The organism is Myxococcus sp. AM011 (assembly GCF_013372595.1).
In the GTDB taxonomy this organism is placed as follows: Bacteria; Myxococcota; Myxococcia; order Myxococcales; family Myxococcaceae; genus Myxococcus; species Myxococcus eversor.
On the sequence record NZ_JABXEM010000078.1, the window covers coordinates 1 to 26,300 of the forward strand.

The 26,300-nt window shown below is 69.1% G+C and carries 23 protein-coding genes; 12 read left to right on the forward strand and 11 right to left on the reverse strand.

The window, feature by feature from the left end; translation table 11 throughout:
• The 5 genes from HUW62_RS18070 to HUW62_RS18090 all read right to left on the reverse strand — a co-directional run.
• On the reverse strand, positions 1-1,358 hold a 1,358-nt coding region (locus HUW62_RS18070; protein ID WP_176435126.1), incomplete at its 3' end, for a PAS domain-containing protein.
• Between the two features lie 94 nt (positions 1,359-1,452).
• Complete coding sequence (locus HUW62_RS18075) at positions 1,453-2,433, reverse strand: TIGR02757 family protein (protein WP_240356372.1); 981 nt, start codon at positions 2,431-2,433, stop codon at positions 1,453-1,455.
• A gap of 120 nt (positions 2,434-2,553) precedes the next feature.
• On the reverse strand, positions 2,554-4,566 hold the full coding sequence (locus HUW62_RS18080) for a M20/M25/M40 family metallo-hydrolase (RefSeq protein WP_176435127.1): 2,013 nt from the start codon (positions 4,564-4,566) through the stop codon (positions 2,554-2,556).
• A 177-nt stretch (positions 4,567-4,743) separates the two neighbouring features.
• Positions 4,744-5,190, reverse strand: coding sequence for a molybdenum cofactor biosynthesis protein B (locus HUW62_RS18085; protein ID WP_163865835.1), 447 nt, complete (start codon positions 5,188-5,190; stop codon positions 4,744-4,746).
• A 446-nt stretch (positions 5,191-5,636) separates the two neighbouring features.
• Positions 5,637-5,954, reverse strand: a complete 318-nt coding sequence (locus HUW62_RS18090) for a Rieske 2Fe-2S domain-containing protein (RefSeq protein WP_163865836.1) — start codon at positions 5,952-5,954, stop codon at positions 5,637-5,639.
• 78 nt (positions 5,955-6,032) lie between these two features.
• Between HUW62_RS18090 and polX the strand changes: the two genes are divergently transcribed.
• From polX to HUW62_RS18115, 5 genes are all read left to right on the forward strand, one after another.
• Entirely contained in the window at positions 6,033-7,775 is a 1,743-nt protein-coding gene (gene polX / locus HUW62_RS18095) for a DNA polymerase/3'-5' exonuclease PolX (protein WP_163865837.1), read from the forward strand.
• 19 nt (positions 7,776-7,794) lie between these two features.
• The gene (locus HUW62_RS18100; RefSeq protein WP_163865838.1) at positions 7,795-8,418 is read left to right on the forward strand and encodes a trypsin-like peptidase domain-containing protein; all 624 of its coding nucleotides are present in this window, start codon (positions 7,795-7,797) and stop codon (positions 8,416-8,418) included.
• Positions 8,415-9,140, forward strand: a complete 726-nt coding sequence (gene mrtX / locus HUW62_RS18105; RefSeq protein WP_163865839.1) for a myxosortase MrtX — start codon at positions 8,415-8,417, stop codon at positions 9,138-9,140. The genes HUW62_RS18100 and mrtX overlap by 4 nt, the downstream gene beginning before the upstream one ends.
• Positions 9,141-9,158: 18 nt before the next feature.
• Positions 9,159-9,797 (forward strand): RDD family protein, encoded by a 639-nt coding sequence (locus HUW62_RS18110; protein WP_205522651.1) that lies wholly within the window; start codon positions 9,159-9,161, stop codon positions 9,795-9,797.
• 308 nt (positions 9,798-10,105) lie between these two features.
• Complete coding sequence (locus HUW62_RS18115) at positions 10,106-12,211, forward strand: M4 family metallopeptidase (protein WP_163865840.1); 2,106 nt, start codon at positions 10,106-10,108, stop codon at positions 12,209-12,211.
• Here HUW62_RS18115 and HUW62_RS18120 read toward each other — a convergent pair.
• The 6 genes from HUW62_RS18120 to HUW62_RS18145 form a co-directional block, all read right to left on the reverse strand.
• Positions 12,208-13,620, reverse strand: a complete 1,413-nt coding sequence (locus HUW62_RS18120; protein ID WP_163865841.1) for a S28 family serine protease — start codon at positions 13,618-13,620, stop codon at positions 12,208-12,210. The two genes, HUW62_RS18115 and HUW62_RS18120, sit on opposite strands and share 4 nt — an antisense overlap.
• Before the next feature lie 167 nt (positions 13,621-13,787).
• A complete protein-coding gene (locus tag HUW62_RS18125) occupies positions 13,788-14,135 on the reverse strand; it encodes a DUF1330 domain-containing protein (protein ID WP_163865842.1) in 348 nt (115 codons plus the stop codon).
• Between the two features lie 19 nt (positions 14,136-14,154).
• On the reverse strand, positions 14,155-15,849 hold the full coding sequence (locus HUW62_RS18130) for an AgmX/PglI C-terminal domain-containing protein (RefSeq protein ID WP_176435128.1): 1,695 nt from the start codon (positions 15,847-15,849) through the stop codon (positions 14,155-14,157).
• A 231-nt stretch (positions 15,850-16,080) separates the two neighbouring features.
• The gene (locus HUW62_RS18135; RefSeq protein WP_176435129.1) at positions 16,081-17,496 is read right to left on the reverse strand and encodes an NAD(P)(+) transhydrogenase (Re/Si-specific) subunit beta; all 1,416 of its coding nucleotides are present in this window, start codon (positions 17,494-17,496) and stop codon (positions 16,081-16,083) included.
• The gene (locus HUW62_RS18140) at positions 17,493-17,786 is read right to left on the reverse strand and encodes an NAD(P) transhydrogenase subunit alpha (RefSeq protein ID WP_141646315.1); all 294 of its coding nucleotides are present in this window, start codon (positions 17,784-17,786) and stop codon (positions 17,493-17,495) included. The genes HUW62_RS18135 and HUW62_RS18140 overlap by 4 nt, the downstream gene beginning before the upstream one ends.
• Positions 17,787-17,789: 3 nt before the next feature.
• Positions 17,790-18,956, reverse strand: a complete 1,167-nt coding sequence (locus HUW62_RS18145; RefSeq protein ID WP_240356373.1) for a Re/Si-specific NAD(P)(+) transhydrogenase subunit alpha — start codon at positions 18,954-18,956, stop codon at positions 17,790-17,792.
• 283 nt (positions 18,957-19,239) lie between these two features.
• On the opposite strand from HUW62_RS18145, the gene HUW62_RS18150 reads away from it, so the two are divergent.
• The 7 genes from HUW62_RS18150 (at position 19,240) to HUW62_RS18180 (ending at position 26,285) form a co-directional block, all read left to right on the forward strand.
• Entirely contained in the window at positions 19,240-20,961 is a 1,722-nt protein-coding gene (locus HUW62_RS18150; protein ID WP_176435130.1) for an AMP-binding protein, read from the forward strand.
• 182 nt (positions 20,962-21,143) lie between these two features.
• Positions 21,144-21,530, forward strand: coding sequence for a DUF4280 domain-containing protein (locus HUW62_RS18155; RefSeq protein ID WP_163865846.1), 387 nt, complete (start codon positions 21,144-21,146; stop codon positions 21,528-21,530).
• Positions 21,523-22,545, forward strand: coding sequence for a type VI secretion system protein IglI family protein (locus HUW62_RS18160; RefSeq protein WP_163865847.1), 1,023 nt, complete (start codon positions 21,523-21,525; stop codon positions 22,543-22,545). The genes HUW62_RS18155 and HUW62_RS18160 overlap by 8 nt, the downstream gene beginning before the upstream one ends.
• A 4-nt stretch (positions 22,546-22,549) precedes the next feature.
• Positions 22,550-23,452 (forward strand): hypothetical protein, encoded by a 903-nt coding sequence (locus HUW62_RS18165; RefSeq protein WP_163865848.1) that lies wholly within the window; start codon positions 22,550-22,552, stop codon positions 23,450-23,452.
• A 65-nt stretch (positions 23,453-23,517) separates the two neighbouring features.
• Positions 23,518-24,129: a type VI secretion system contractile sheath small subunit gene (gene tssB / locus HUW62_RS18170; RefSeq protein WP_163865849.1), complete on the forward strand. Its 612-nt coding sequence runs from the start codon at positions 23,518-23,520 to the stop codon at positions 24,127-24,129.
• 40 nt (positions 24,130-24,169) lie between these two features.
• Positions 24,170-25,660, forward strand: a complete 1,491-nt coding sequence (gene tssC / locus HUW62_RS18175) for a type VI secretion system contractile sheath large subunit (protein WP_163865850.1) — start codon at positions 24,170-24,172, stop codon at positions 25,658-25,660.
• Between the two features lie 46 nt (positions 25,661-25,706).
• Positions 25,707-26,285, forward strand: coding sequence for a hypothetical protein (locus HUW62_RS18180; RefSeq protein ID WP_163865851.1), 579 nt, complete (start codon positions 25,707-25,709; stop codon positions 26,283-26,285).
• The last annotated feature ends 15 nt before the right edge of the window (positions 26,286-26,300 follow it).

Genomic DNA, 26,300 nt, shown 5'->3' on the forward strand with positions numbered 1-26,300 from the left:
CCCGTCCCCTCCCCCACGGAGCGCGTGGTGAAGAACGGGTCGAAGATGCGGCGTTGCACCTCCGGCGCCATGCCCAGCCCGTTGTCGGCGACCTCCAGCTCCACCTGTCCCGCGCGCCCGGTGCGCAGGCTGACGCGCACGCGGTTCTCCTCGGCGGGGCGCGCGGGCAGCGCCTGGAGCGCATTCACCAGCAGGTTCAGCACCACCTGCCCCAGCCGCACCTCGTTGCCATGAATGGGCGGCACCTGCTCCAGGGTGCACACCACTCGGGCCCGATGCGTCAGCTCGTTGCGCACCAACCGCAGCGCGCCCTCCACCGCGCGCAGCACATCCACCGGGCCGTGGCGCTCCTCGTCCCCGCGAGCGAAGGTGCGCAAGTCCCGGACGATGGCATTGACGCGTCCCGCGCCATCAATCGCATCCGCCACCACCTCGCGCAGCTCCGGCAAGTGCTCCGCGGACAGCGTCGGCTGCGCCAGCAAGTCCTTCACGTACGTGAGGTTGGAGCTGACATAGGCCAGGGGGTTGTTGATTTCGTGCGCCACGCCCGCCGCCAGCGTGCCCACCGACGCCATCCGCTCCGCGAGCAGCAGTTGCGACTCCAGGCGCTTGCGGTCGGTGACGTCACGGATGATGGCCACCAGGAACGTCTCCCCGGCGCCATTGAACGTGGCCTTCTTCGTCACCAGCACCCGGGACAGCCCCGTGCGGTCCGTGTGCGTCTCCTCGCTCTCTTCGGAGACACCGGAGTGGAACACCTGCTCGTCGCCGCGCCAGTAGCCGTCCGCCTCGTGAGCGGGGACGAACTCGTGGTCGGAGCGGCCCAGCAAGGCCTCCGCGGGGTGACCCATGAAGCGGCAGAAGGCGCTGTTGAGCGCCACCCAGCGGTGCCGCCGGTCCTTCACGAAGAGCGGCTCCGGCACCGCGTCCAGCGCGCTGCGGAGGAACTCACAGGTGCGGCGCAGCGCCTGGAGGTCCCGCTCGCCCGTCTCCGTCTCCAGGCGCCGACGCAGCATCACCAGTCGCGCGCCCCAGCCCCGGTCGGGAGACGCGGCACACTCGTCGGCGCCAGCCTCCGCCAACGCCTCGGTCTCCACGTCCTCGCGAGTCGTCAGCACCACCAGGTGCGTGCGCGAGGAGACCCGGAGCGCGTGGAGTCGACGCACGCCCGCGAGCACGTCCTCCAGCGGGCCACCGGAGTCAAACGTCACCAGCAGCCCTTCATCGACCGGCGTGGCAATCACGTCGGCTCCCGTCACGCACAACACGTGGCAGGACTGTCCCGCGCCCGACGCGCGCACGCCGCGCTCCACCGCAGCCGCCACCGCCGGGGGCACCGCCACCAGTGTCGCGAGCACCGCTTCACACTCCTCGGCCCGGGGAGGCCTTGATGTCACCCTGGAGAAGACGCGGAGACATCCCGCCGGATTGCAGCGCTCCGGCGCCCCAGGGTCAACGCCGTTCCCCACCCGACACCGAGGAACCTCGCGCTCGCGAGGCACTGGAGACCCGACGGGTCGCCGTCGCCACCACACGCGGCCCCACGAGGCAGGCCGCCAGCAACGGACAGCGCTCGCAGTTCTCCGGCACCGGCTGCGCGGGACACGCGCCACTCATCCCATAGTGGCAGAGCGCGAAGTCGTAGCGGACCGGGTCCTCCGCGTCCAAGGCCCGCAACGAAGCCGTCACCTCTTCCGCGGTCCGCCACGTCAAATCCTTCCGGCGCGTAAGACCCAGGTGGCCGGCGATGCGGCCGATGTGCGTGTCCAACGGAATCATCAGGACCGAGGGCGACACCCGCTTCCAGATGCCGAAGTCGACCGCGTCCGGGCCCCGCACCATCCACCGCAGGAAGAGATTCAAGCGCTTGGCCGCGCCCGGCCCCAGCGGAGAGGGCAACAGGTGGTGCAATCCCCGCTCGGGTCCCATCGCGGCGCGCAGGGGCTCCAGGGGCACACGCCGCAGCGCGGTGGTGAAGGCCCCCAGCGCGCCGTGCAGGCTGCCCTCGGCGGCGAGCCCCTGGACGAAGAGGGACTCCAGATCTCCGTGCTCCCGCAGGGCGCGCCCCATGCCCAACAGCAACACGGCGACATCAGTCCCCACGTTGAAGCGATAGACGAACCCGTCCAGCAGCGCCTTCGCACCAGGGATGTCGAGCGCGCGGACGAAGGCGGCGGGCGATGGGCCCATGCGCTGGAGCAGCGAGTCCACCTTGGGGCGGAACAGGTCCGCGCGCCCATAGGCCAGCGCACAGGCGAGCAGCGCGCTCACCTCGATATCGCGAGCGTCCGTGTAACGGTGGGGGAACTCCACCGGGTCGAACCCGATGCGGGCCCGGGCATCCGTGGAGGCAAGGAAGGCGTCGAGCCGGGGGCGCAGGTGCTCGGCCGCCCGGGGGCTCAGACCGGGGTTCGACTTCGCGCGGCGTGTCACGTCGGGGCTCCCAAATGTTCCTGGAACGGCGGCCCGCCGCCCACGCTTCCCGGATTCGTCGTCCCGGGAGTCCACGCCCCCTTCCATACGGGCAAGGGGGCATGGGGGCATCCTACGGAACTACGGGCTGACGGCGAACACGATGTCGTCGTGGTCGTCGTACGACGAGGTGCCGCAGGGGGCCGCGCTGCCGTTGTAACGGAAGCGAGCGCGCACGGCCTGCAGCGTGCCCGCGGGCAGCGTGTACGTGGCCGTCAGCGTCTGCTGCCCCGTCGCCACGGGAGAGATGGTGGCGATCTTCGTCCACACCGGGCTGTTGGCGGTCGCGGTGTAGTACAGGTCCAGCTTGTCCGGACGGATGGAGAAGACCCACGCGGTGGCCTCGATACGAACCGTCTCGCCGGGGGCGAAGGGGTTGCCACTGACGGTGGACACGCGGATGCGGTCGTTCGACTCGTCGGAGTGGTACGCGCCGGAGACGCCGTCCGCGCAGGAGTTGTTGATGGTGTTGGGGGCGTTGGCCTCGGGCCCCAGGCCGGCGCGGCCGTTGAGCAGCGTGGTGGAGTCACACACGTTGCCCACGTTGGAGCAGCGCGGAACACGCAGCACCGTGTCGTAGATGGCGTTGCTGGAGGCGTTGGCGCTGGTGACGGTGACGGCGGCGCTGGTGGTGGTGTTGCCGATGAGGTCGTACGCCCTCGCCGTCACCGCGTGGCTGCCGTTGGCGACCGCGGCGGAGTTCCACGTGGCCGAGTACGGCGACGTGGTGGCGGTGCCCACGAGGTTGCCGTCCACCAGGAACTCCACCCGGCCGATACCGACGTTGTCCGTGGCGTTGGCGGAGAGCGTGACGGAGCCGGAGACGCTGGCACCGGCGGTGGGAGCCGTGACGGCCACGGTGGGGGGAATGCTGTCGGAGACCGACGCGGTGCCCTTGGCCAGCTCCGCCATGTACGCACCCGCGACCTTCGCGAACTTCAGCGCGTGGTTCGCGTTGTTGCCGCTCTTCACCAGCGTGTCACCCGAGGTGTGGATGAGGTTGTTGTGCTGCCCCATCAGCGCCTCGAAGGGAATCGACGCCGCGAAGCCCGCGTTCGTCCACGAGGCGTGGTCCGAGCACGCGTAGCCGCACGTGGAGTTCGCCGCCTGGATGCCCGGCACGTAGGTGGAGATGAGGCTGGTGATGAACGTGTTCTGCGCCGCGTTCGTGAAGTCCGTCATCAGCGCGACGTCGATGGTGGAGCCCTTGAAGTTCGTCATGTCGAGCTGCAGCGCGCCGATGACGTTGGCGCCCTGGTTCTTGTGCGAGTCGGCGATCTCCTTGGAGCCACGCAGGCCCACTTCCTCGGCGGCGTACGCCATGAACTTCACCGTCTTCGCCGGCTGGTAGCCGTTGGCCATGGCCACGCGGATGACCTCGGAGATGGTGGCGATGCCGGACGCGTCGTCGTCGGCGCCAGGGGCCGCGCTGGAGGAGCTGGTGGAGTCCAGATGGCCGCCCAGGACGACGATCTCCGACGGCGTCACCGTGCCGGTGATGGTCATGATGACGGACGGCTGCGCCCACGCCGCGTGGGTGAACAACTGGACGGTGACGTCACCGCCCGCCTGCGCGCGCGGACCCGCGTAACCTTCCCACAACGTCTTCAGCCAGTTGGCCGCCTGCACGCCCGTGGTCGACGTGTAGTAGCGCGTGGTGTAGCTGGACAGGTGGGTGATGTTCGCCAGGATGTTCGGCTCGGCCATGCTCGCCAGGAGCGTGTTGACGACCGGGCCGTTGTCCAGCGTGTACGTCACCGCCAGCGGGCTGAACTGCGTCTGTCCGCCACCGGCGACCGCCGCCAGGGCCTCCGCCTCCGTGTCGTGGTAGACGAAGCCGCCGCAGCGGTTGAGCTTGTCGTGCATCACCCGGGAGACCCGGTCGATTTCCGACTCGGGCAGCTTGAGGGCGACGACGTCACCCTTCTGCCCCGCAAGGGAGGGAACCTTCGCGCCCGCGACGATGAACGCGGCGTTCACCTCCGACAGGGCGTCAGCGCCGAGGGTGATCCACACCTCTCGCTCCGACGCCTTCGCGAACGCCGAGACACAACCGAGCATCAACACCAACGAAGCCAATCGCTTCATGTGCATGGGGCTCCTCCTCTTTCGGGAGGTCTGCTTTGTGGGGGACGACCTGCAAACCTATTCGCGACAGAGCAGCGAATGTTGACTACTCTGCGTAAACGTTGCCTGCGGGTCAATCCTCAAACCAGCCCCAATACAGAAAAGCCGTATCAACGGCCAAACGGCTGAATTCCCGGATGTTGATTATCGAGTGAGTTCCCGCACCGCGTGCCCGAGTTCCGGGAGGATGAGCGCGTCCAGCGCCAGTCGCACGGCCTGCGGGGAACCCGGGAGCGCGAAAATTATCATTCCTTGATACGTGCCTGCGGTCGCCCGGGACATCATCGCGGGGCTGCCAATCTGGCGGAATGACAGCATGCGGAACAGCTCTCCGAAGCCGGGCAGTTCCTTCTCAAACAAAGCTCGCAGCGTCTCCACGGTGGTATCGCGCCGGCCGATGCCGGTGCCTCCCGTGAAGAGGATGGCTCGAGCGCCCGCGGCCCGGGCCTCCGCCACCGCGGCGCGGATGGCCTCCGGGTCGTCCTTCACGACGAGGTAGCCGGCGATGCCGTGGCCCGCGGCCTCCAGTCCCTCGCGGAGGACCTTGCCGCTCGCATCACGCGTGGCGTCACGACTGTCCGAGCACGTCACGACGAAGGCACTGACGTGAACGGGCGCGCGCGACTTGTGCTCCTGAGGAACGTTCCCCTCGGTGGCCCCATGTGAGTGGCCGTGAGAATGCGAGGGTGATGGGCCAGGCCCGTGGGCATGGTCATGGCCCCCGTGCGCGTGCGTGTGGCCGTGCGAGTGGCCTCCGTGCTCGTGGCCGTGGTCATGGCCCCCGTGCTCGTGCGTGTGGCCGTGCTCGTGCGTGTGGGGGTGCTCGTGCGCATGGGTGTGCGCGTGCGCGTGGGTATGCCCGTCCTCGTGCTCATGAGGATGGCTGTGCCCGTGCTCGTGCTTGTGTGCATGAGTGCGCACTTCGCCTTGGCCGTGGTCATGCTCGTGGCCGTGGTCGTGCCCGTGGCCGTCGCCATGACGGGGGTCATGGTCGTGTCCGTCGTGTGCCATGTCAGGACTCCGTTGCGCCTGGCGCTTCAGGAATTGTCGGGGAGGTCGACGACGAGGGCGCCATCCTGCACCTCGACCGTCACTGTCGGCTGGTCGTCACAGACCCCAGGGGAGGTCTCGTTGCGGCCCGTGTCCATGTCGAAGCCGACCTCATGACACGGGCAGACGACGAGGTTGTCCTCGATGCGACCTCCGGACAGCAGGCAGCCCGCGTGGTTGCACCAATCATCAAGGCCCTTGTATCGGCCGTGAATCTTCGCGATGCAGACGTTGCGCTTGCCCACCTCGTAGCCGCGCATTTCCTTTTCGGCGAAGTCCGCCGGTCCGAGCTTGATCTTCGTCATCGCCGTCCTTTTCCCACAACGAGGAGCGGCCTGCATCCCCGTTCCCCGGGCATTACCTTCCTCCGCGTGACTCCAGCCGTGACCGCTCCCATCGTCGACAAAGCCACCGTTGCCCAGGTCCTCCGGGACATCTCCCTGCTGCTCCAGCTCCAGGGCGAGAATGGCTTCCGCTCCCGCGCCTACGACATGGGGGCCGACCGCATCCTGGGCCTCACCCAGGACCTGGGCGCCATCGTCTCGGAAGGACGCCTGGAGAGCCTCCCGGGCATCGGCCCCGCGCTCGCCGAGAAGATCACCGAGCTGGTGACCACCGGACGGATGACCTACTTCGAGGACCTGCGCGCGAAGTTCCCCCCGGGGCTGCTGGAGCTGATGAAGCTGCCGGACATCGGCCCCCGCAAGGTGGCCGCGCTCTGGAAGGAGCTGGGCATCGGCTCCGTCGAGGAGCTGGAAGCCGCCTGCCGCGAGGGCCGCGTGCGCGAGCTCAAGGGCTTCGGGGCGAAGAGCGAGGCGAAGATACTGGAGGGCATCGCCCTGTTCCGGCGCGCTCGCGGCGAGCGCAAGCTCCTGGGGGACGTGCTCCCCCTCGCCGAGGCCCTGCTGGAGCGCGTGCGCGCCTCGCCCGGCGTGGTGCGCGCCAGCCTGGGGGGCAGCGTGCGTCGCCGCGCGGAGACGGTGTCGGACGTGGACATCATCGCCTCGGCCCCCGACGCGGGGCCCGTGCTGGACGCGCTGGCCACCTCCCCCGGCGTGGCCACCGTGCTGGGCAAGGGCGACAGCAAGTGCTCCGTGCGCATGGAGGCCGGAGACCTCCAGGTGGACCTGCGCGTGCTGCCGGACGAGGACTTCGCCACCGCCCTCCACCACTTCACCGGCTCCAAGGCCCACCACATCCGCCTGCGCAACCTGGGCCACGAGCGGGGCATGAAGATCTCCGAGTGGGGCGTGCACCGCGACGACGGCACCAAGCTCCCGGTGAAGGACGAGGCGGCGCTCTACGCGCTGCTCGACATGCAGTTCGTGCCGCCGGAGCTGCGCGAGGACAACGGCGAGGTGGAGGCCGCCCGCGCCGGCACGCTGCCCACGGACCTCGTCACCATGGAGGACGTCCAGGGCGCCGTCCATGCGCACACCACCTGGTCCGACGGACGCAACTCCCTGGAGGAGATGGCGCGCGCCGCGAAGGCGATGGGGCTGAAGTACCTCACCATCACCGAGCACAGCGAAGCGGCCATCTACGCGGGCGGGCTCAAGGTGGACGCGCTCAAGCGCCAGTGGGAGGAGATCGACCGCGTCAACGAGGCGGTGCCCGGCATGCGGCTGCTCAAGGGCATCGAGGTGGACATCCTGGAGTCCGGCGCGCTCGACTATGACGACCAGGTGCTGGAGCAGTTGGAGGTCGTCATCGCCTCCATCCACGTGCGGCACAGCATGGACGAGGAGCAGATGACGCGCCGGGTGCTCACCGCGCTGGACAACCCGCACCTGCACATCCTCGGACACCCCACCGGCCGCCTCCTCCAGAGCCGCGAGCCCTACCCGCTCCGGATGGAGGACGTCCTGGAGCACGCCGCGAAGCGCGGGGTGGCGGTGGAGATCAACGGCAAGCCCGCACGGCTGGACATCAAGGCCGAGTACGTCCGGAAGGCCACGCAGCTCGGCGTGAAGCTGGTGGTGAGCTGCGACGCGCATCGCCAGGAGGACCTGGGCAACCTGTCCTATGCCGTGGCCACCGCCCGGCGCGGCTGGGCGCGAAAGCAGGACGTGCTGAACACCCTGCCGGCGGAACGCTTCCTCGCCGCGCTGCGCGCCGGGCGGTGATAGGGTTCGGCGCGCGCCGATGTCCCGCCTGTCACCGCTCGCCCTCGCACTGTGCCTCGTCACCCTGCCCGCCTCCTCCGCGGACCCGGGCAAGCCCTCGCGCGCCGACCTCCAGCGGGTGATGGAGCAGCACAGCCGCTCGGTGGTGACGGTCAATGGCCCCCGCAGCGCCGGCCCGGGCGTCTTCGTGGGCTCCGCCGGACAGGTGCTCACCTCCATGGAGTCCGTGGGCCAGGAGTACGTGGGCCTCAACGTCGCCACCGTGGAGCACGAAGGGCAGGCCCTCCCCGCGCGCGTGCTCGTGGCCAACGTGGCGCTGAAGGTCGCCGTCGTCGCCGCGCCGGACGGCACCTACCCCGCGGTGCCCGTGCGGCTCCTCAAGGAAGGCGACAGCCTGGAGGGGCGCTGGGTGGTGGGCGTGGTGCCCGGCGCCCGGAACCGTCCCGCGAAGCCGGAGGCCGCCCAGGCCACGCGCGCGCCGGCCCCCTTCTATGACGTCCCCCTCGCCCTGCCCCCCGGCAGCCCCCTGTTCGACTCGGATGGGCGGGTGGTGGCGGTGGTGGTGCAGCGCACCCGGCGCGGCTGCAGGGTGCTCCCCCTGGGCGAGGTGAAGCTCACCCTCGCCTCCGCGAACGAACCATGACTCAAACGGTGGCGACCCCCTGGCGTCCCAACGCCGTGCAGGAAGCCATGGGCCTGTGGGCCCTGGGCTTCGCGGGCATCATCGCCGCGTTCCTCATCTTCGGCGGCACCAGCGTCCCCAAGCTCGTGGCGACGGTGGGCTTCCTCTACCTGCCGCTCATCCCCATGCGCTGGCGCGACGAGGACTACCGCGACTACGGCCTGTCCATGCGCGCCTGGCGCGAGGACGTGCGCCTGTTCCTCGTGCTCTCCGCCGTGGTGGGCCCGCTCTTCTTCCTGGCGTTCGCCGGCTTCGCGGAGCTGCTGCCACACCTGCCGGAGACGCTCACGCGATACCTCACGCCACTGGGAGGCGAGGTCCACTTCCGCCTCCGGCTGCCGCCGCGCTTCGGCGAGTGGGTGGTGGACCAGCTCTTCGTCGTGGCGCTGCCCGAGGAGTTCTTCTACCGGGGCTATCTCCAGACGCGCCTGCGTGACGCCTGGCCCCAGGGCCGCAGGTTCCTGGGCGCGCGGCTGGGGCCCGCCTTCTGGGTGACGGCGGTGCTCTTCGCCCTGGGCCACCTGGCCATCTTCCAGGCGTGGCGGCTGTCCGTGTTCTTCCCCGCCCTGCTGTTCGGATGGATGCGCGAGCGCACCGGCACCGTCGTGGGCGCCGCGCTGTTCCACGCGGCCTGCAACCTCTTCATCCGAGTGCTAGAGGTGTCGTTCTTCGGCGGCCCCTGAGCCCCGCCTGGAGTCGCCATGTCTTCGTTGGACCCCGCCACGAGCGCGTCGCTCGACGCCCGCTGTGCCCTGCACCCCGACACCGTGGCCAGCGCCGCCTGCCAGCGCTGCGGCACCTTCGCGTGCCACCTCTGCCTGCAGTGGGCGCGCGACGGGCGGCGCTACTGCGGCGCCTGCGCGGTGCGAGCCCCCGCGCCCCAGGCCTCCCGGGAAGACCGCTTCCTCGCCAACCTGGTGGACTCCATCGTCGTCTTCGTCCCCTTCGTCGCGGGGCTCGTCATGTTCGCGCTCACAGCCGAGCCGACGGACGAGGAGTTCGCCTCGTTCGGCTTCGTGCTGTTCGGACTCCTCGGCTCCCTCGTGCTGTGCCTCGTGCAGCTCTACCTCTCCGGGCAGAACGGACAGAGCCTGGGCAAGCGCTGGCGCCACATCCGCGTGGTGAGGATGGACGGGAGCCATGTTTCACTCGCGCGCATCATCTTCTTGCGCAACCTGCTCCCCAGCTTCCTGAACCAGGTGCTGTGCGTGTTTGGCCTTGCCGACGCGCTCTGCATCTTCCGGGACGACCGGCGCTGCATCCACGACTACCTGGCCGACACCGAGGTCATCCAGGTCCCCGAGCACGAGCGCGCCGACACCCCGTCCTACCGGGGTTGATCCACCCCAGCTCCCCGGAAACCCGTCATTCCTCTCCCCTGAAGGGGTGGAAAAATGCCGGGATAATTCACCGATAATTCTCGTCCGCCGCGACAGGGAGTCGGCCTGGACTCCCGCCTCGGCCCGCCCCAATTCCACCCACAGAGGAATGAAACACACGTCCAGTCCCACAAAAGGGCCGGAATCACTGAAACACTGGCAAAAATTAGCGGAGAAAGCGGGGATGGCGCGTCGCAGCAGGCAGATCGGAAACTCCGTGTGACGCCCGCGCGACAATCCTCGCATCCCCCGCTGTCAATGAGCTTCGAATGACCATCCGTCGAGTCGACACCAAGCCTGTCAGCGTCCGTCCCGCAACCACCGAGACCCAGCCGAAGAACACGGCGAAGGCGGCCACCCCGCTGACCACCAAGGACGGCTTCGGCCCCTCGGTGCGTCCTACGGACCTGGCGCGTGCGGAGAAGACGCTGACCCAGGCCCCCGCGGGTCCTGGCCGCATCGCGCTGACCAGCCCCGAGGCGCAGCAGGCCGTGCAGGCCTCGCTGAACCACATCAACCCCCTGAAGGGCGCGCAGACGCTGCTGCCCCAGCCCACCACGTTCGTTCCCGCCAACGTCGAGCGCGATGCGCTCGGCATGACGCACGTCCGCCTGGACCGCGTTCACGAGGGCGTGAAGGTCTTCGGTGAGCAGATCATCTCCCACCTGAACAAGGACGGCCAGGTGACGGGCGTCACCGGCGAGCAGTCCACGGTGCCGGCCGGCCTGGGCCGCGAGCTGCCCAAGCTGAACACGCAGTCCGCCATCGACATCGCGCGCAAGGAGTTCGGCCTGAAGCCGGACAAGCAGCCGAACGCCGAGCGGGTCATCTACCAGGACAAGGCCGGCCAGTACCACTCCGCGTACCGCGTGCAGATGCAGGCGATCGAAGGCCAGGACCGCCCCCAGAAGATGAACTACCTGGTGGATGCGAACACCGGGAAGATCTTCGAGTCCTTCAACGAGATTGGCGGGTTCTACGGCTCGAACCGCGCGGCCCCCAAGGGCGCGGCGGCGCCGGAGCCCATCACCGCGACGTCCACCACGAAGGCGGAGATCGTCGACCAGGGCACCGTCACGTCGAAGATCGCCTTCGACAAGGACGCGACCATCGACAAGCTGAAGCTGGACCTGGACATCGCCCACACGTTCAAGGGCGACCTGAAGGTCACGCTGACCAGCCCCTCCGGCACGAGCGCCGTGGTGCACGACCGCAAGGGCGGCAGCACGGACGACATCAAGGGCTCGTTCGACCTGAGCGCGTTCGCCGGTGAGAGCGCCAAGGGCGAGTGGACGCTGACCGTCGAGGACAAGGCCCGGCTGGACAAGGGCACCCTGAACGGCTGGAGCGTGAGCGTCACCCCGACGGAGACCAAGCCCCCCGTCGAGGAGCCCACGAACAAGACGGTGGACGACACCTCGCTGTACAGCGGCAAGGTGGCGCTGGAGACCACGAAGGGCGCGGACGGCAAGTACACGCTCGAGGACAGCACGCGCGGCAAGGGCGTGAACACCTACGACGCGATGAACAAGACGACGGCGTCGGGCAAGACGCAGCTCACCGACGACAACAACGTCTGGGGCGAGGCCTCCGACGGTCCGCGCACCAAGGCGGCCGTGGACGCGCACTACGGCGCCGAGATGACCTACGACTTCTACAAGGACATCCTGGGTCGCGACTCCATCGACGGCGCGGGTGAGGCGCTCAACTCCTTCGTCCACGTGCGCACCAACTACGTCAACGCGTTCTGGGACGGCACGAAGATGAGCTACGGCGACGGCGACGGCAAGACGTCCGGCCCGCTCACCGCGCTGGACATCGCCGGCCACGAAATCACCCACGGCCTGACGGAGCGCACCGCCGGCCTCATCTACCGCAACGAGTCCGGTGGTCTGAACGAGGCGTTCAGCGACATCATGGGCGCGGGCGTGGAGTGGTACGCGTCCACGAAGAACCCGGACGTGAAGTTCAACTGGACGGTGGGCGAGACGGCCTGGACGCCGACGAACGGCGACAGCGAGGACGGCCTCCGCTACATGAACGACCCGAAGAAGGACGGGTACTCCATCGACAACTACAAGGACTACCCGAAGCAGACGGAAGTCCACGGCTCCAGCGGCATCGCCAACAACGCCTTCTACCTGCTGGCGAACGGCGGAACGAACAGCACGTCCAAGCTCGAGGTGAAGGACGGCATCGGCATGGACAAGGGCCTGAAGATCTACTACCGCGCCCTGGCCCACTACATGACGCCGAACACCACGTTCGCCCAGGCCCGCGCCGCGACCATCACCGCGGCCACGGACCTGTACGGCGCGGACTCCGCCGAGGTGGCGAAGGTCAAGGAGAGCTGGACCGCCGTCGGCGTGAACTAGCGCTGATGGCTGTGCCGAGGGCGGGGACCGAACTCCTCGCCCTCCGGCTCCAGCCGCCACGACTGTGATTGCAGTCCCGAGGCCCGGGAACTCACGCCAACCCACTGGCGCAAGAGCTCCCGGGCCTCGTTGCGTTCGGCCTCCGGCAGCTGGGATATCCGCGCGCCGTGATTGCCGCCCGCCACCGTGTAGCTCACGGCCTCGCGAGCATTGCCCAGCTCGAACGCCGCCGCGGTCCACGGGTCATGGCCGCCGTAGATGAACATCAGCCGCTCGCCTTCCGTGGCGACCCAGCGCTGGATGTCCGGCATCGCCTCCGGACGGAAGACGGTGCTCACCCCGCTCGGGACGTATTGCGCCGGCACGTCGGTGCCCGGGTACTGGAGCAGGTCCGCCAGGTGGCTCTCGAAGGGACGGGGGAAGCCCAGCTCCACCGCGGCCTGGTAGTGATACGGGCCGTAGTCCTCCACGTCCGAGTCGGAGAAGAAGTCGAGCCCCACGCGCCCGTCCAGCTCATCCATGAGCGCGGCGTCGCTGACGGAAGGCGCGGGCACGGTGCCGCAGCGGGAGAGGCCCTCGTACTGCCAGAAGTAGAAGTAGTGCTCGATGACGGCGTGCTCGAAGGCGCGCTCCCGGCCCAGGTGTTCGAAGGTGAGGCCGCGCTGGAGGGCCCTCGCATCCATCAGGGGCAGCAGGGCCTCGCGCCGCGACAGGGCCTCGCGCTGGAAGGCCTTCAGCCGCTCCCGGCAGGACGCCTCGCCCACGGCCTCCTGGAAGGTGATGAACCGCTCATCGTCGAAGCGGGCGAGCGGCGCCACGTAGGCCACCGTCGCGTCCACGTCCTGGGGATGGAAGCGGCGGAAGAACACCATCGTCTCGCCGCCCTTGCTCGCACCGGTGGAGAGCCAGCGGGTGGGGTACAGCGGCTTGAAGGCCTCGACGATGCGGTGGAAGTCGTCCGCGGACTGCCGGATGGTGAGCTGGCTCCAGTCGGTGGGCACGGGACGGCTCGGGCCGAAGTAGCGGTGCTCCACGGAGAGCTGGTTGGCGTCGAGCAGTTGGGTGGGCTCTCGCCGCGAGGGCTCCGTGGAGACGAAGTAGCCGCCCGAGTAGAGCACCATGGGACTCGCGTGCGAGACGTGCAGCAGCGTCAGTCGCTGGCGGAAGCGCTGGCCGTCCGGCCGCGCATGGTCCACCGGCTGCTCGAAGTCCATGACGAAGAAGCGATGGCCCGGCAGCTCCGTGCCCGCCGGCTCCTCGCGCACCGTGAGGCCCGGAATGGCGGCCAGTCGCACGAGGACGTCCTCCTCCGTCGGCGGGGAGTCCCCGTCGTCACAGGCCGTCAGGAGACACAACAGCAGCACGCAGGCGAACCGCCCGCGACGCGAGAGGGGCTCGGCGAAAGACATGGCGCTCCCGTTCCGGCCGGGCACCACCGCCCGCGGCATGCGAGCACGGGAGCCCGGCGCGTGGCGGCGAGGCTACTCCGATTCGCGCGACACCTCGGTGCGAGCCCGGCGGGCGCTCGAGGCGCCACGGACTCGACGCGGGTGAGCCCGGTGCGCGGGGCGTGAGCTCAGGGCGCCACGGACTCGACGGTGGTGACCACCGTGGCGACCGGGCGCCGGTCATCCTGTGGCACCCCGTCCATCAACAACATCATCGTGTGAGCGCTCACGTGACGCAGCGCCTTGGCGGCGGCGTACTCGGGAGAGGACCACCACGCGCGAGCCTGCTCGACGGAGGGGAACTCCAGCAGGACGAAGCGCGGCGGCTGCCACGAGCCCTCCAGCGCTTCGGTCGCCCCACCCCGGACCAGATAGCGCCCTCCGTAGTGGGCGATGGAGGGCGGCGCGAGTTGTTTGTAGCGCTCGTAGGTCTGCACGTCATGCACCGAGACTTCGACGACGACGTAGGCAGGCATGAGCGCTCCTGACGTGGACTCAGAACACGAACGGGAAGCGCACGGGCCCCCCCTGCTCCTGGTGCTTGGGGAAGACCCAGGCGCCGACCTTGGCCTCGATGCAGCGCGCGAACGGCGTGCCGCGCAACGAGCCCGTCTCGGTCACGACTTCGGACACCTCTCCGCTCGGGAGGATGGACCAGCGCACCACCACGCGAGTCCCCAGGTCCACCGGACGCGGCTTCACATCGGCGCACGCGGTGACCTCACCCTTGTTGGCGAGCACCACCTCGAACACATCCGACTGCGCCAGCGACACGCGCGGATTCTGGATGGGTGCCACGGGCGGGATGTAGACGGACGGCGCCTCGTCCCGCGAACGCGAGCCCGCAGCGGGCCCCGACAGCTCCCGCGCGAAGTCCTCGTCGAGCCCCAGGTCGTCATCCGAGCCAGCCGGCGCGGGAACGGCGCGAGCGGGCTCCACGGCGGGCACGGGCGGCGGCGCCACGGGCCGCGCTCCGGAAGCGAGCTTGACCTCCGGCACGCGGGGCACCACTGCGCCGACACCCGGCGCGGCATCGACGTCCCGGTCCTGGCTGGACGAAGACGCGCTCGCCCTCACGGACGTCGCGAGCCCTCCGCCCGCCACGGCCAGCACCGGTACCGCTCCACCCCTCCCCACCGCGGCGACACCCGCGAGCGAAGGACGGGCCTGGGCGACCACCGGTGGCGTCGGCAGGAGTGGAGCCGCCGTCACCGTCACGGGAGCGACGGCGCCACCCAGCGGCGCGGAAGTCGCCGCCACGGCCTCGGCGGACACGGGCGCGGCGACCACGACTTCGACAGGAGGCGTGTTCACGGCGGCCACGACGGGCGCGGCCACCACTTCCGTCGGCGCGGGCTTGAAGAGCTCCGCGACATTCATCCGGGCGAGCAGCGCCGAGGCGCCATCCCAGCGGCCGAACAAACCCATGACGAGCGCGACCGTCACGCCACCCGCGACACCGCCGGCGAGCGTGAACCACCAGCCACCCACGCGAGTGCGGGCCTCCACCTGCTCCGAGACTCCGGTGACGTCCGAGAGCACCGCGTGCTTTCCCACGACGTCCGCGGGCGCACTGGACGCCGTCCGAGGTGACGCCTCGACGGCCCACGAGGGGATGCCCGAGGACTCCGCCGCGGTCGCGGTCATGGCCGCGGGCAGTTGGGGCCCCTCGGCGAAGGCGGCCGACAGCGCCTCATCCACGGCGGCGCTGAGCTCCAACGCCAGGGGGAGCGGCGACAGCGATTGGATCAGCTCCGGAACCTGTCCCACCGGCAGCCACGCCTCGAAGCCCACGCGCCAGCACAGCGAGTCGGGCCCCAGCTCACCGCGCTCCCAGGGCGCCTTGAGGGCCTCCGCGTCAAAGGGCCCCACGGGCTTGGCGCCCAGCACGATGAACCATGCGTGCTTCTCGGTGGGGACCGGCGTCGGTGCGGGCTCCTCTTCCACCACGGACGACACGAGCGAGCGACGCACGCCCTTGTGCAGCCGCTCTCCATGCACGTCGCCGCGAGCGCGCGACGCCGCCTTCGGCACCCGTGGGTTCTTGTCCGTGCGCAGCTTGCTGACGAAGACGTCCAGCTCCGCCTCGGACACGCCACCGAACACGGGGGTGCCTCCGCCTTCAGGCTCCGTCGTGCCTCCCGGAACGTCCTCCGGCAGGCCCTTTCCTTCCCGTGAGTCGCCGACCATTCGCCAGCTCCTTGATTCCGCCCCGCCCCGGCTCCATGTGAATCCCTCAATGGAATGCCGATGCGCGATTTCGTCAACGGAGAGTCTCTGCGCGAAGGTGGCCAGGATCCACACTCAATGAGGATGCTGGATGGAATTCTCCATCCCCATTCCGGATGAATCGGCACACCTCCGCACATCAGCACACGGGTGCGGTGAAATGCCTTCAACCGCGCCTGGGTCAGAGTCGCTCTATTCCCTCAAGGCGGCGGTGAACTGCATCAGCGTCTTCTTCGCGTCCCCCAGCACCATCATTGTGTTGGAGCGAACGAAGAGCTCGTTCTCGATGCCGGCGAAGCCCGGGTTGAGCGAGCGCTTGAGCACCACGCACGTCTTCGCCATGTCCGCGGAGAGGATGGGCATGCCGTAGATGGGGCTGCTCTGGTTGGAGCGCGCCGCCGGATTGACGACGTCGTTGGCGCCCACCACCAGCGCGACGTCCGTGGCGGTGAAGTCGTCGTTGATGACGTCCAAATCAAACAGGTGGTCATACGGGACGTTCGCTTCGGCCAGCAGCACGTTCATGTGCCCCGGCATCCGTCCGGCCACCGGATGGATGGCGTAGCGCACGTCGCAGCCGTTGGCCTGGAGGACATTGGCCAAATCCCGCACCGCGTGCTGCGCCTGCGACACGGCCATGCCGTAGCCCGGAACGACGATGACGGAGCGGGCCGCGCGCAGCACCTCGGCGGCCTCCTCCACGCTGCCCACGTTGGGAGCGGGACCCGACGGCGCCGCGCCCTCCGTGACGGCCTTGGCCTCCGGCGCCGCGCCGAACGCGCCGAAGAGCACGTTGGCGAACGAGCGGTTCATCGCCTTGGACATCATCATGCCCAGGAGGAAGCCGGAGAAGCCGTCCAGCGCGCCGCAAATGATGAGGACGTTGTTGCCCAGCGCGAAGCCCGTGGCCGCCGCCGCCAGGCCCGCATACGAGTTGAGCAGACAGATGACCACCGGCATGTCCGCGCCGCCGATGGGCAGCACCAGCAACACCCCGAGCAGCACGCCCAGCGCCGCGACGGAATAGAAGGCCCACGACGCGTCGGGCGAATAGACGAGCAGCCCAATCAACCCCAGCGTGCCGACAATCATCAGCATGTTGGAGAGGTTCTGCCCCGGGTACGTGACGGGCCGGCCGGTGATGAAGCCCTGGAGCTTGCCGAAGGCCATGATGCTTCCGGTGAAGGTCAACGCGCCGAGCGCGACCTCCAGGCCCGTGGCGGTGATCTGCAGCGTCGTCATGTGGGGGCCGCCGTGCTGCAGGTACTCGACGACGCCGACGAGCCCCACCGCCAGGCCACCGAAGGCATGCGAGAGCGCGATGCGCTCGGGCATCTTCGTCATGGGAATCCACAAGCCCATGCCCGTGCCCACCGCGGAGCCGATGAGCAGCGCGACGATAATCCACTCCCACCGCACGATGACCTGCGTCACGCCCACGCCGTACAGCAGCGTGCCCGCGACGGCGGCCACCATGCCGATCTCCGCGAGCAGCACGCCCCGCCGGGCCGTCTGCGCGTCGCCCAAATCCTTCAGGCCGAGCACGAAGAGGATGGAGGCGCCCAGGTACAGCAACTGGACGAACGTCTCGGTGAGGGAGAGGGTCATCGCGCGCCGCCCTTCTTCTTGAACATCCGAAGCATGCGGTCGGTGATGAGGAAGCCGCCCACGACGTTGATGGTGGCCGCCAGCACCGCCACCGCGCCGAGCATCGTGGACACCGTCCCGTAGTGCCCACCCGCCGCGAGCAGCGAGCCCACCAGGGAGATTCCAGAGATGGCGTTGGTGAAGGCCATCAGCGGCGTGTGCAAGAGGTGCGGCACCTTGGAGATGACCTGGTAGCCCGTGAAGGCCGCCAGGAAGAAGACGTAGAGGCCGAAAATGAGCGTCAGCGACATATGTCAGCCCTCTCTCCTGGCCAGGTCCGCCATGGCCATGTCCGCGACGGCCGGGTGGACCACGTCCCCGCCCCGGGTGATGAGCATTCCCTTCACGATTTCATCCGCGACATCCAGCTTGAGCACGCCGTCCTTGTCGGTGACGTGCGCGAGCAGCTTCTCCATGTTGCGCGAGTACATGGCGCTCGCATGCACCGACACTTGACTGGGCAGGTTGCGCTCGCCGATGACGGTGACGCCCGTCTCCGTGCGGTAGCGCTCGCCCGCGCGGGTCAGCTCGCAGTTGCCGCCCTGCTCCGCCGCGATGTCCACCACCACCGAGCCGCTCTTCATCCGCCGCACCATCTCCGCGGGCAGGAGCACCGGCGCGCGTCGCCCCGGCACCAGCGCCGTGGTGATGACGACGTCTGACTTCGCCACGTGCGTCGCCAGCACCTCCGCCTGCTTGCGCCTGGCCTCCTCGCCCAGCTCCTTCGCGTAGCCGCCGGAGCCCGCCGCGTCCGCGATGTCGATGTTGACGAAGCGCGCGCCCAGGCTCTCCACCTGTTCCTTCACCACCTTGCGCACGTCGTACGCCTCCACCACCGCGCCCAGCCGCCGCGCCGTGGCGATGGCCTGCAGGCCCGCCACGCCCGCGCCCAGCACCAGCACCTTCGCGGGAGGAATGGTGCCAGCCGCCGTCATCAACATCGGGAACAGTCGGGGCAGCGCCTCCGCCGCCAGCAACACCGCGCGATAGCCGGCAATCGTCGCCTGCGAGCTGAGCACATCCATCATCTGCGCCAGCGTCGTGCGCGGAATCATGTCCGTGGCCAGGAGCGTCACCCGCCGCTTCGCCAGCTCTCGCGCCAGCGCCGGATTCGCCAGCGGATACGCCAGGCTCACCAGCACCGAGTCCGCCTTGAGCCGACCCAGCTCCGCCTCGTCCGGCGGCTGAATCTTGAGCAGCAGGTCGGCGGCGGCGTAGAGGGCCTCGACGCTCGACTCGACGCGGGCACCCGCTGCCCGCAGCTCGTCGTCGGAACACTCCGCGCCCTGGCCCGCACCGCTTTCGACCACCACTTCGTGCTTCTTGCCGACGAGGCGTTTCACGCTCTCCGCCACGAGCGCGATCCGCCTTTCGCCCGGCACCGTTTCACGGGGAATGGCGATGATCATGCGGGGCAGCATAGGCCCATCCCCTTCACTCAATTCAATCCCAGCCAACGAAAGCCTTTGCAATCCGTGTCAAGCACACCCGCGTCATGAGTGTTGACCGTGCAAGGGATTGGCGTCGACGTAGTGGTTATCCCCGAGCCTCGAGCCCGGGGTTTTTGAGCCTTGAGCCCGGAGCCCCGACATCGTCCCACCCGGCTGGCCCACGAGCGTCCGGGCTCCTACCGGCCCGACTCTTGCTGTCGGAGGCGGACGCACCCGTCCCCCCGTCGGATAGACTCAGCGGGAGAAAGCCACCATGCCCTTCGACCTCCGGGAAATCCTCCGCCCCACCGACGCCACCTCCGACGGAGGGCTCCCCACCTGGCTGCGGGAGAGCTGGAGTGACTCCGAGGGCTTCATCGCCGCGCTCGCCACCCACCACGCGGGACGCGGCGGCCCCGCGCCGAAGAGCCGCCCGGGCCAGCACCACGACTTCTTCCATGATCTGGTCGTCCGCCACGCCGACTCCACCGCGCCCGCCTTCCGCGCCTGGGACGCCACGCGAGGCTGGCAGGCCCTGGGCTACCGCGAGCTGGCCGACCGTGCGTCACGCCGCGCCACGGAGTGGGCCGCCCAGGGCGTCAAGCCGGGCGCGAAGGTCGCTCTCGTCCATCCGCTGGGGCAGGAGCTGCTCGTCTCGCTCATGGCCTCGCTGAAGCTGGGCGCGTGCATCAGCGTCCTGCCGCCCACCGGGCCCCTCTTCCTGTCGCGCAGGCTCTCCAAGCTGGAGCCCCAGCACATCTCCGCGGAGGCCCACCAGTCGCCGCTCATCAAGGGCTTCGAGCCGCTCCTGCTGCGCTCCCGGGGAGACGCGGCGCCGTCGTTCGCCTCCCACACGTACCGCCCCGCCGACACGGTGGCCCTGCTCTTCTCGCCGCGCGTCGACCCGCCGGATTCTCCCGTGCCCCTCAGCGCCGAGCGCGCGTGGACCGGCGCGCTGTGCGACGGACTGCTCGCCTACGGCCTGGCCTCGGGCGACGTGCTCGCCGCGCCCGGCCTCCACTTCCTCCAGCACCAGCCCGCGCTCCTCTTCGCGTCGCTGCTGCGGGGCGCCACCTTCGTCCACCTGGAGCCCGCGGACCTGGAGCGCGCCCCCGGCCTGCTCCTCGAGCATCCTCCACGAGCGCTCGGCGTCTCTCCCGCCCTCCGTGAAGTGCTGACGCGCGTCCGCGGCGGGTCGCTCAAGAGCGTGGGGCACTGGTTCCGCTCCGTCGATGCCCTCCATGACTGGGAGGCCTGGCGGGAGTGGGTGCGGCAGTCGGAGCTGACCAAGGTGCCCCACGCGCTGGTGCTCATCGACGCCTCGGAGGGCGGCGTGGTGCTCGCGTCGCCCCGCCGCGTCGGCGAGCTGAACGCGGCCATCGCCCCCGCGCCGGGACGCGCCTGGACGCTGAAGGACCTCAACCTGAGCGGGCAGGAGGCCGCGGGCGACGTGGGCGTCTTCACGCAACTGCCGGACAAGGACCGGCCCCCCGGCCACGTCATCCTCACGCGCCAGCGCGAGCAATTCCTGTATGCGGGAACGCGCGACGTGCGCCGCGACGGCCGCATCTACCCCGCGGCCGAAGTCGTCGACGCGCTCGCCGACCTGCCCTTCTGCCAGGGGGCCTGCGTCAGCACCGCCGCGTCGGGCGGCAGCGCGCAGCACACACCCCACGTCCTGCTCGTCTTCACCGGAGCCGAGGACGCGGAGCGCTTCACCCAGGAAGCGGGCAACCGTCGCCTGGAGATACGCCGCCGACTGGAGCTGCGCCTGGGCGCCGAGCACCTCCCGGACCGAATCGAGCTGTTCCCGCTCCTTCCCCACCGGACGAAGGACGGACAGGTCAATGAGGCCTGGTGCCGCTCCCAGTACCTCACCGGCGCGCTTCACCAGAAGTCCTCGGATCCGGTGTTCCAGGCGCTTACCGCGCTGAGGGGCCGCGCTCGCGAGAGCGTCCGGGGCCCCGGCGACGACGAGCGCTCCGGCTCGCGTTAGCGCGCGTACGCGGCGGACGCGCCCGCGTTCCCTGGCGACGCGTCCTGGCCGACCCGGCCCCCCTCCCTCGACCCGCTCCAGGGGGAAGCGGGTGGAATTGAACGCTGGCACGCGCCACGCAATGGCCGGGTCCAGCGTCAGACGTTCCATCCCGGAACCCACGACGCCCACGAGGTGCTCGCATGGGAGCCCAGGTCGTCATGGGAGCGATGCTGCAGTGCAGTTTCGGCGTCGCCCCCTCGTCGCTGGTCGTGCTGCCCACCAACAAGGTGATGGGCCCGACGCCCGCGGCGAACGTCCTCGACAACAAGCCCCTGGTGAACATCCCCCCCTTCGGGATGTGCCAGTCGCTCTCCAACCCCATGGTGGCCGCGGCCACGGCGGCGGCGCTCGGTGTCCTCACCCCCATGCCCTGCATCCCCGCCACCGCGGCGCCCTGGGTGCCCGGCTGCCCCAAGCTGATGCTCGGCAACGCGCCCGCGCTGGAGAGCAACTCCAAGCTGATGTGCTCGTACGGCGGCGTCATCCAGATCGTCTCCCCCGGACAGATGAAGGTCATCGATGGCTGACGCGGCCCTCAACCTGCCGCCCTTCGACGGCACCTTCCTGGAGAAGCCCCTCGAGGGCGAGCCTCCCCTCCCGGCGACAGCCGAAGAGCCCGACACCCGCGTGGAGGCCGTCACGGAGGCCGTCGCCAGCGGCGACTACGCCACTGCGGCTCGCGGCGCGGAGGTCCTGCTACGCGAGGGCCAGCGCGACACGCGGCTCGTCGGCGCCTACCTCTTCGGTGCCTTCCAGGAGCAGGGCCTGCTCGCGATGCCGGGCCTCTTCCGCTCCATCCTCCTGGTCCTCACCACCAGCCGCGCCGCGTTCGGCCCGGAGGCCAAGCGCGACATCTTCCTGGAGAGCGGGCTGCGTTGGTTGCTCCGCTCGATGAACAAGCACCTGGCGCACAACGAGAAGAAGCAGGACGCCACGTGGCGGCGCTGGTGCGAGGCCGACAACCGCGCGCCCATCGAAGAAGCCCTGCTGCTCTCCGAGCCCATCCTCACCGCGCTGCCCTCCCTGCCCAAGAACGGCTGCGAGGAGCCCATGCGCAACCTCGGCCTCTGGCTGAGGCGTCACCTGGATGTCCTTCCCCCGCCCGCGCCGCCCGCGCTCGCGCTCGCGCCCGAGCCGGTGGCGGAGACCGCGCCCGCTCGCGACAACGCGCCCGCGCACAAGCCCGCGCCCCGCGCCGAGCCGGCCGCGCCCGTGGGGCCCGTCGTCCCCGTCTCCCCGCCGCTCGCGCTGCTGCTGCGCAAGCTGGAGGCCTTCGACGCGCTGCTCGCGCAAGGAGAGATGACCAAGGCGGGCGTGATTGCCGCGGACGTGCTGGCCACGGTGGAGCGGTTCGACCCGCGCGTGTACCTGCCCTCGCTCTTCACCCGCTTCTACGCCGGCCTGAGCGGACACGCGCGCGGCCTGGAGCCATTCCTGCAAGAGGCTGACTCGCTGCCCATGCGCGCGCTGGAGCAGCTCTACCGGGTGGACCTGGACGCGTTCCTCGGCCAGCCCCCGCTGAACTCCGGAGAGGAGGACTGACGCCATGCACGACCTCACGCCCACCTCCTCCACCCCGGCCCTCGGAGCGCCCTCCATCGAAGCGCGCATCGCCGAGCGCGCCCACGAGTTCGACATCCCCGCGCTGCTGGAGCTGCTCTCCAAGGAGGGCTACGGCCCGGATGACCTGGAGCTGCGCAGCCACCGGGGCACCGTCCACGCCCCCCAGCTCGTCCACTCCGTCGAGTTCGCCCGCGACCCGCGCCGCGCCATCATCACCGTCAACCTGGGACTGCTCAGCGTCCAGTCGCCCCTGCCCTCCTTCTTCCTCAAGGCGATGGAGTCGCTGGACCACGACACGATGGAGAGCTTCCTGGGCTACTTCGACCACCTGCTCCTGCGCGCCCGCTTCGCCGGCCTCTTCCCGGAGCGCGACGGCTCGCTGTTGCCGGGCTGGGAAGGCTCCGCCGCGCACCGCCTGCGCCTCTTGCGTCCCGCCTGCCCCTCCACGCTCCACTGGCTGTTCTCCCACGCGTACCCGGAGGCGGAGGTCCGCGTGCGTCGCGCCACCCGCCGCCAGCGCATCGACACGCGCGGAATCCAACTGGGCGGCGCGGCCCTGGGCGACGGCACCTCCATGGGCGGCTTCGCCACCGTGCCCACCGGCGGCCTGGAGGCCTGGCTGCACATGAGCGAGTCCTTCAGTGGCACCGGCACTGCATGGGCCATTGAAGCGCGACGCCGGCTGCGCTCGCGCGTGTTGCCCCACCTCATCGATACACCGGTGTTCCTCACCGTGGTGCTGGTCATCAGGGACCAGCACGGCCACGCCCGCGTCGAGGACTCCAGTCACCTGGGCTACGAGCCCATCATCGGCGGACCCGAGCAGTCGCGGCAGGTGGTCCTGTTCTCCGGTGACACCACGCCGACCTCACCGCCTCCGCAGTGACGCAGGACCCCGGCGCGTCCCGCCGGGTCGCAGAAAGGCCTTCCACCCGAGGGAGTAACGTAGCCATGTCAATCCAGGAACAACTGCCCAAGTCGCGCATCACGCTCACGTACCGGACCACCATCAATGGCGAGCAGGAGGCGGTCGACCTGCCGCTGCGCATGCTGATGCTGGGAGACTTCTCGCTCGGCTCCTCCGAGGACCGGAAGGTGGACCTCGACGCGCGCAAGCTGCGCTCGGTCAACGGCCGCAACCTGAACGAGCTGATGGCGGACATGAAGATGTCCGTGAACTTCCAGGTGCCCAACCGCATCAACCCGGACGTGGAAGCCGACCTCAACGTCGAGCTGCCCATCACCAAGATGAAGTCGTTCCACCCGGACGAAATCGTCAACCACGTCCCCAAGCTCAAGGCGCTGCGGCTGCTCAAGAAGCTGCTGCTGGAGATGCAGTCCAGCATCGACAACCAGAAGGCGCTGCGCAACATGGTCTACGAGCTGTTCTCCAACAAGGAGGCCCTCAAGGCCGTCCTCGCGGAGCTCAAGGACTACGAGTCGCTGAAGCTGCCCAAGGCGATTCCCGCGAACGCCTCGCCCGCGACTCCGGGCGCCGCGGCGACCACCGCTCCCGCCACCGCGCCGGCCACCGTCCCCGCGAACGCGACCGTGACCTCATAAGCCCGCTTTCGTCCACACCATTTCCACAAAGGTAACCGTCATGGCTGAAACCTCTATTCTGCCCGGGTTGTTCAAGAGCGTGCGGCTGGAGCGTCCCGTGGACGCCAAGCCGATGATCTCCGAGAAGTTCGTCCCCGCCCTCGATGAGAAGGAAGTCACCATCGAGGCGCGCTTCATGTCCTCGCTCGCCGCGCTCGTGCAGAACGTGCCGCCGGCGACGACGGACTCGGGCGACGCGCTGCGCTTCGACAAGGGCCAGGTGCTGGCCGTCGTCGACCGCATCGACGCGATGATCAACGACCAGATGAACGAGATCCTCCACCACGAGCGCTTCCAGAAGATGGAGTCGGCGTGGCGGGGCCTGGAGGACCTGGTCTCCAACACCAACTTCAAGGCGAACATCGCCATCGACCTGCTGGACGCCGCGCAGGACGAGCTGGCCCAGGACTTCGAGAACAACTCCGCGGACGTGTTCGCCGGGTCGCTGTTCAACAAGGTCTACATCCAGGAGTACGACCAGTACGGCGGCCAGCCCTTCGGCGCCATGATTGGCCTGTACGACTTCTCCTCCACGCCGGGCGACATCAAGTGGCTGACGCAGATGGGCAAGGTGGCCAACGCGTCGCACTGCCCCTTCATCGCCGCCGTCAGCCCCAAGTTCTTCGGCTGCGACAAGGTCGAGGAGATGGAGGCCATCAAGGACCTGGAGGGCGCGCTCGCCCACCCGCGCTACGGCAAGTGGAACGAGCTGCGCAACAGCGAGGAGGCCGCGTACCTGGGCCTGACGTTCCCGCGCTACGTGCTGCGCCTGCCCTGGCATCCGGACAAGAACCCGTGCGACGACCTCCACTTCACGGAGGATTCGCAGGGTGACTCCAACAAGTACCTCTGGGGCAACTCGTCCATCCTCTTCGCCCGCAACATGGTGAAGGCGTTCGAGAACTCCGGCTGGTGCCAGTCCATCCGCGGCCCCAAGGGCGGCGGTCTGCTCACCGGCCTGCCGGTGGACACGTTCTTCCTGCGCGGCCAGGAGGAGCTCAAGGCGCCCGTGGAGATCGCCATCCCGGACTTCCGCGAGTACGAGTTCGCCCGGTGCGGCTTCATGCCGCTCGTGTACAAGAAGGGCTCCAGCGAGGCGACGTTCTTCAGCACCCAGTCCGCGAAGGTCGCCAAGCGCTTCAAGGACCCGAAGGACTCCGAGAACTCGCAGCTCGTCACCAACCTGGCCTACACGTTCTCCATCACCCGCCTGGCGCACTACGTGAAGTGCATCATGCGCGACAACATCGGCAGCACCGCCGATGCGCCCTACATCCAGCGTCAGCTCGACGCGTGGCTGGCGGGCTACGTCACGACGGTGGCCAGCCCGGATGACCTCACGGTCCGCCGGTTCCCGTTCAAGGCCACCAGCGTGGTGGTGGAGCAGCGCACTGGGGAAATCGGCTGGTACGACTGCAAGGTCGCCGTCCTGCCGCACATCCAGTTCGAAGGCCTCAACGTGGAGCTGATGCTCGAGTCCCGGCTCGGCTAGTTCCGCTTCGCTGTACTCAAACCCCCAACCATCTCAGGAGTGAGTCATGCCTTCATTCGCACGTGACCTGGACGTCTACCAGGGCTTCAACTTCAAGAAGGACAAGCAGACCCCCGTGGGCTTCATCACCTCCATCACCGTGGGCGGCATCGCCCTGGCGGCGGACCAGGAGACCATCTATGACCCGGAGCAGCCGGACAAGGTCCTGGCCTCCAAGTGCGTGGGCGTGCTGAGCAGCTACCTGTGGGAGACGGGCGCCACCGACGCGCTGTACCTCTCCGCGCAGATCTCCACGACGAACAAGCAGTCCATCGCCTCGATGCTCCTGGGGACTTTCTCCAACATCGAAGTGGTGATGAAGTACGTCATCTACGAGTACGACCCCATCGCGAAGAAGTACTTCAAGTCCAACTTCGTGGACGCGGACCTCAACGGCCTCCTGGAGAAGAACGGGGACCGGCTGAACATCGCGGTGGCTGACAACGAGTCGCGCGAGGTGCAGTCTCCCAAGAACTTCACGTTCCAGATTGGCGTGAAGCCCAAGACGATTGAGCAGTCCATCAACGTCGCGGCGGCGTCCTCGAAGAACATCGTCAAGAAGTGGGGCGTCACGGAGACGGCGTAGGCCCCCGCCGCCACA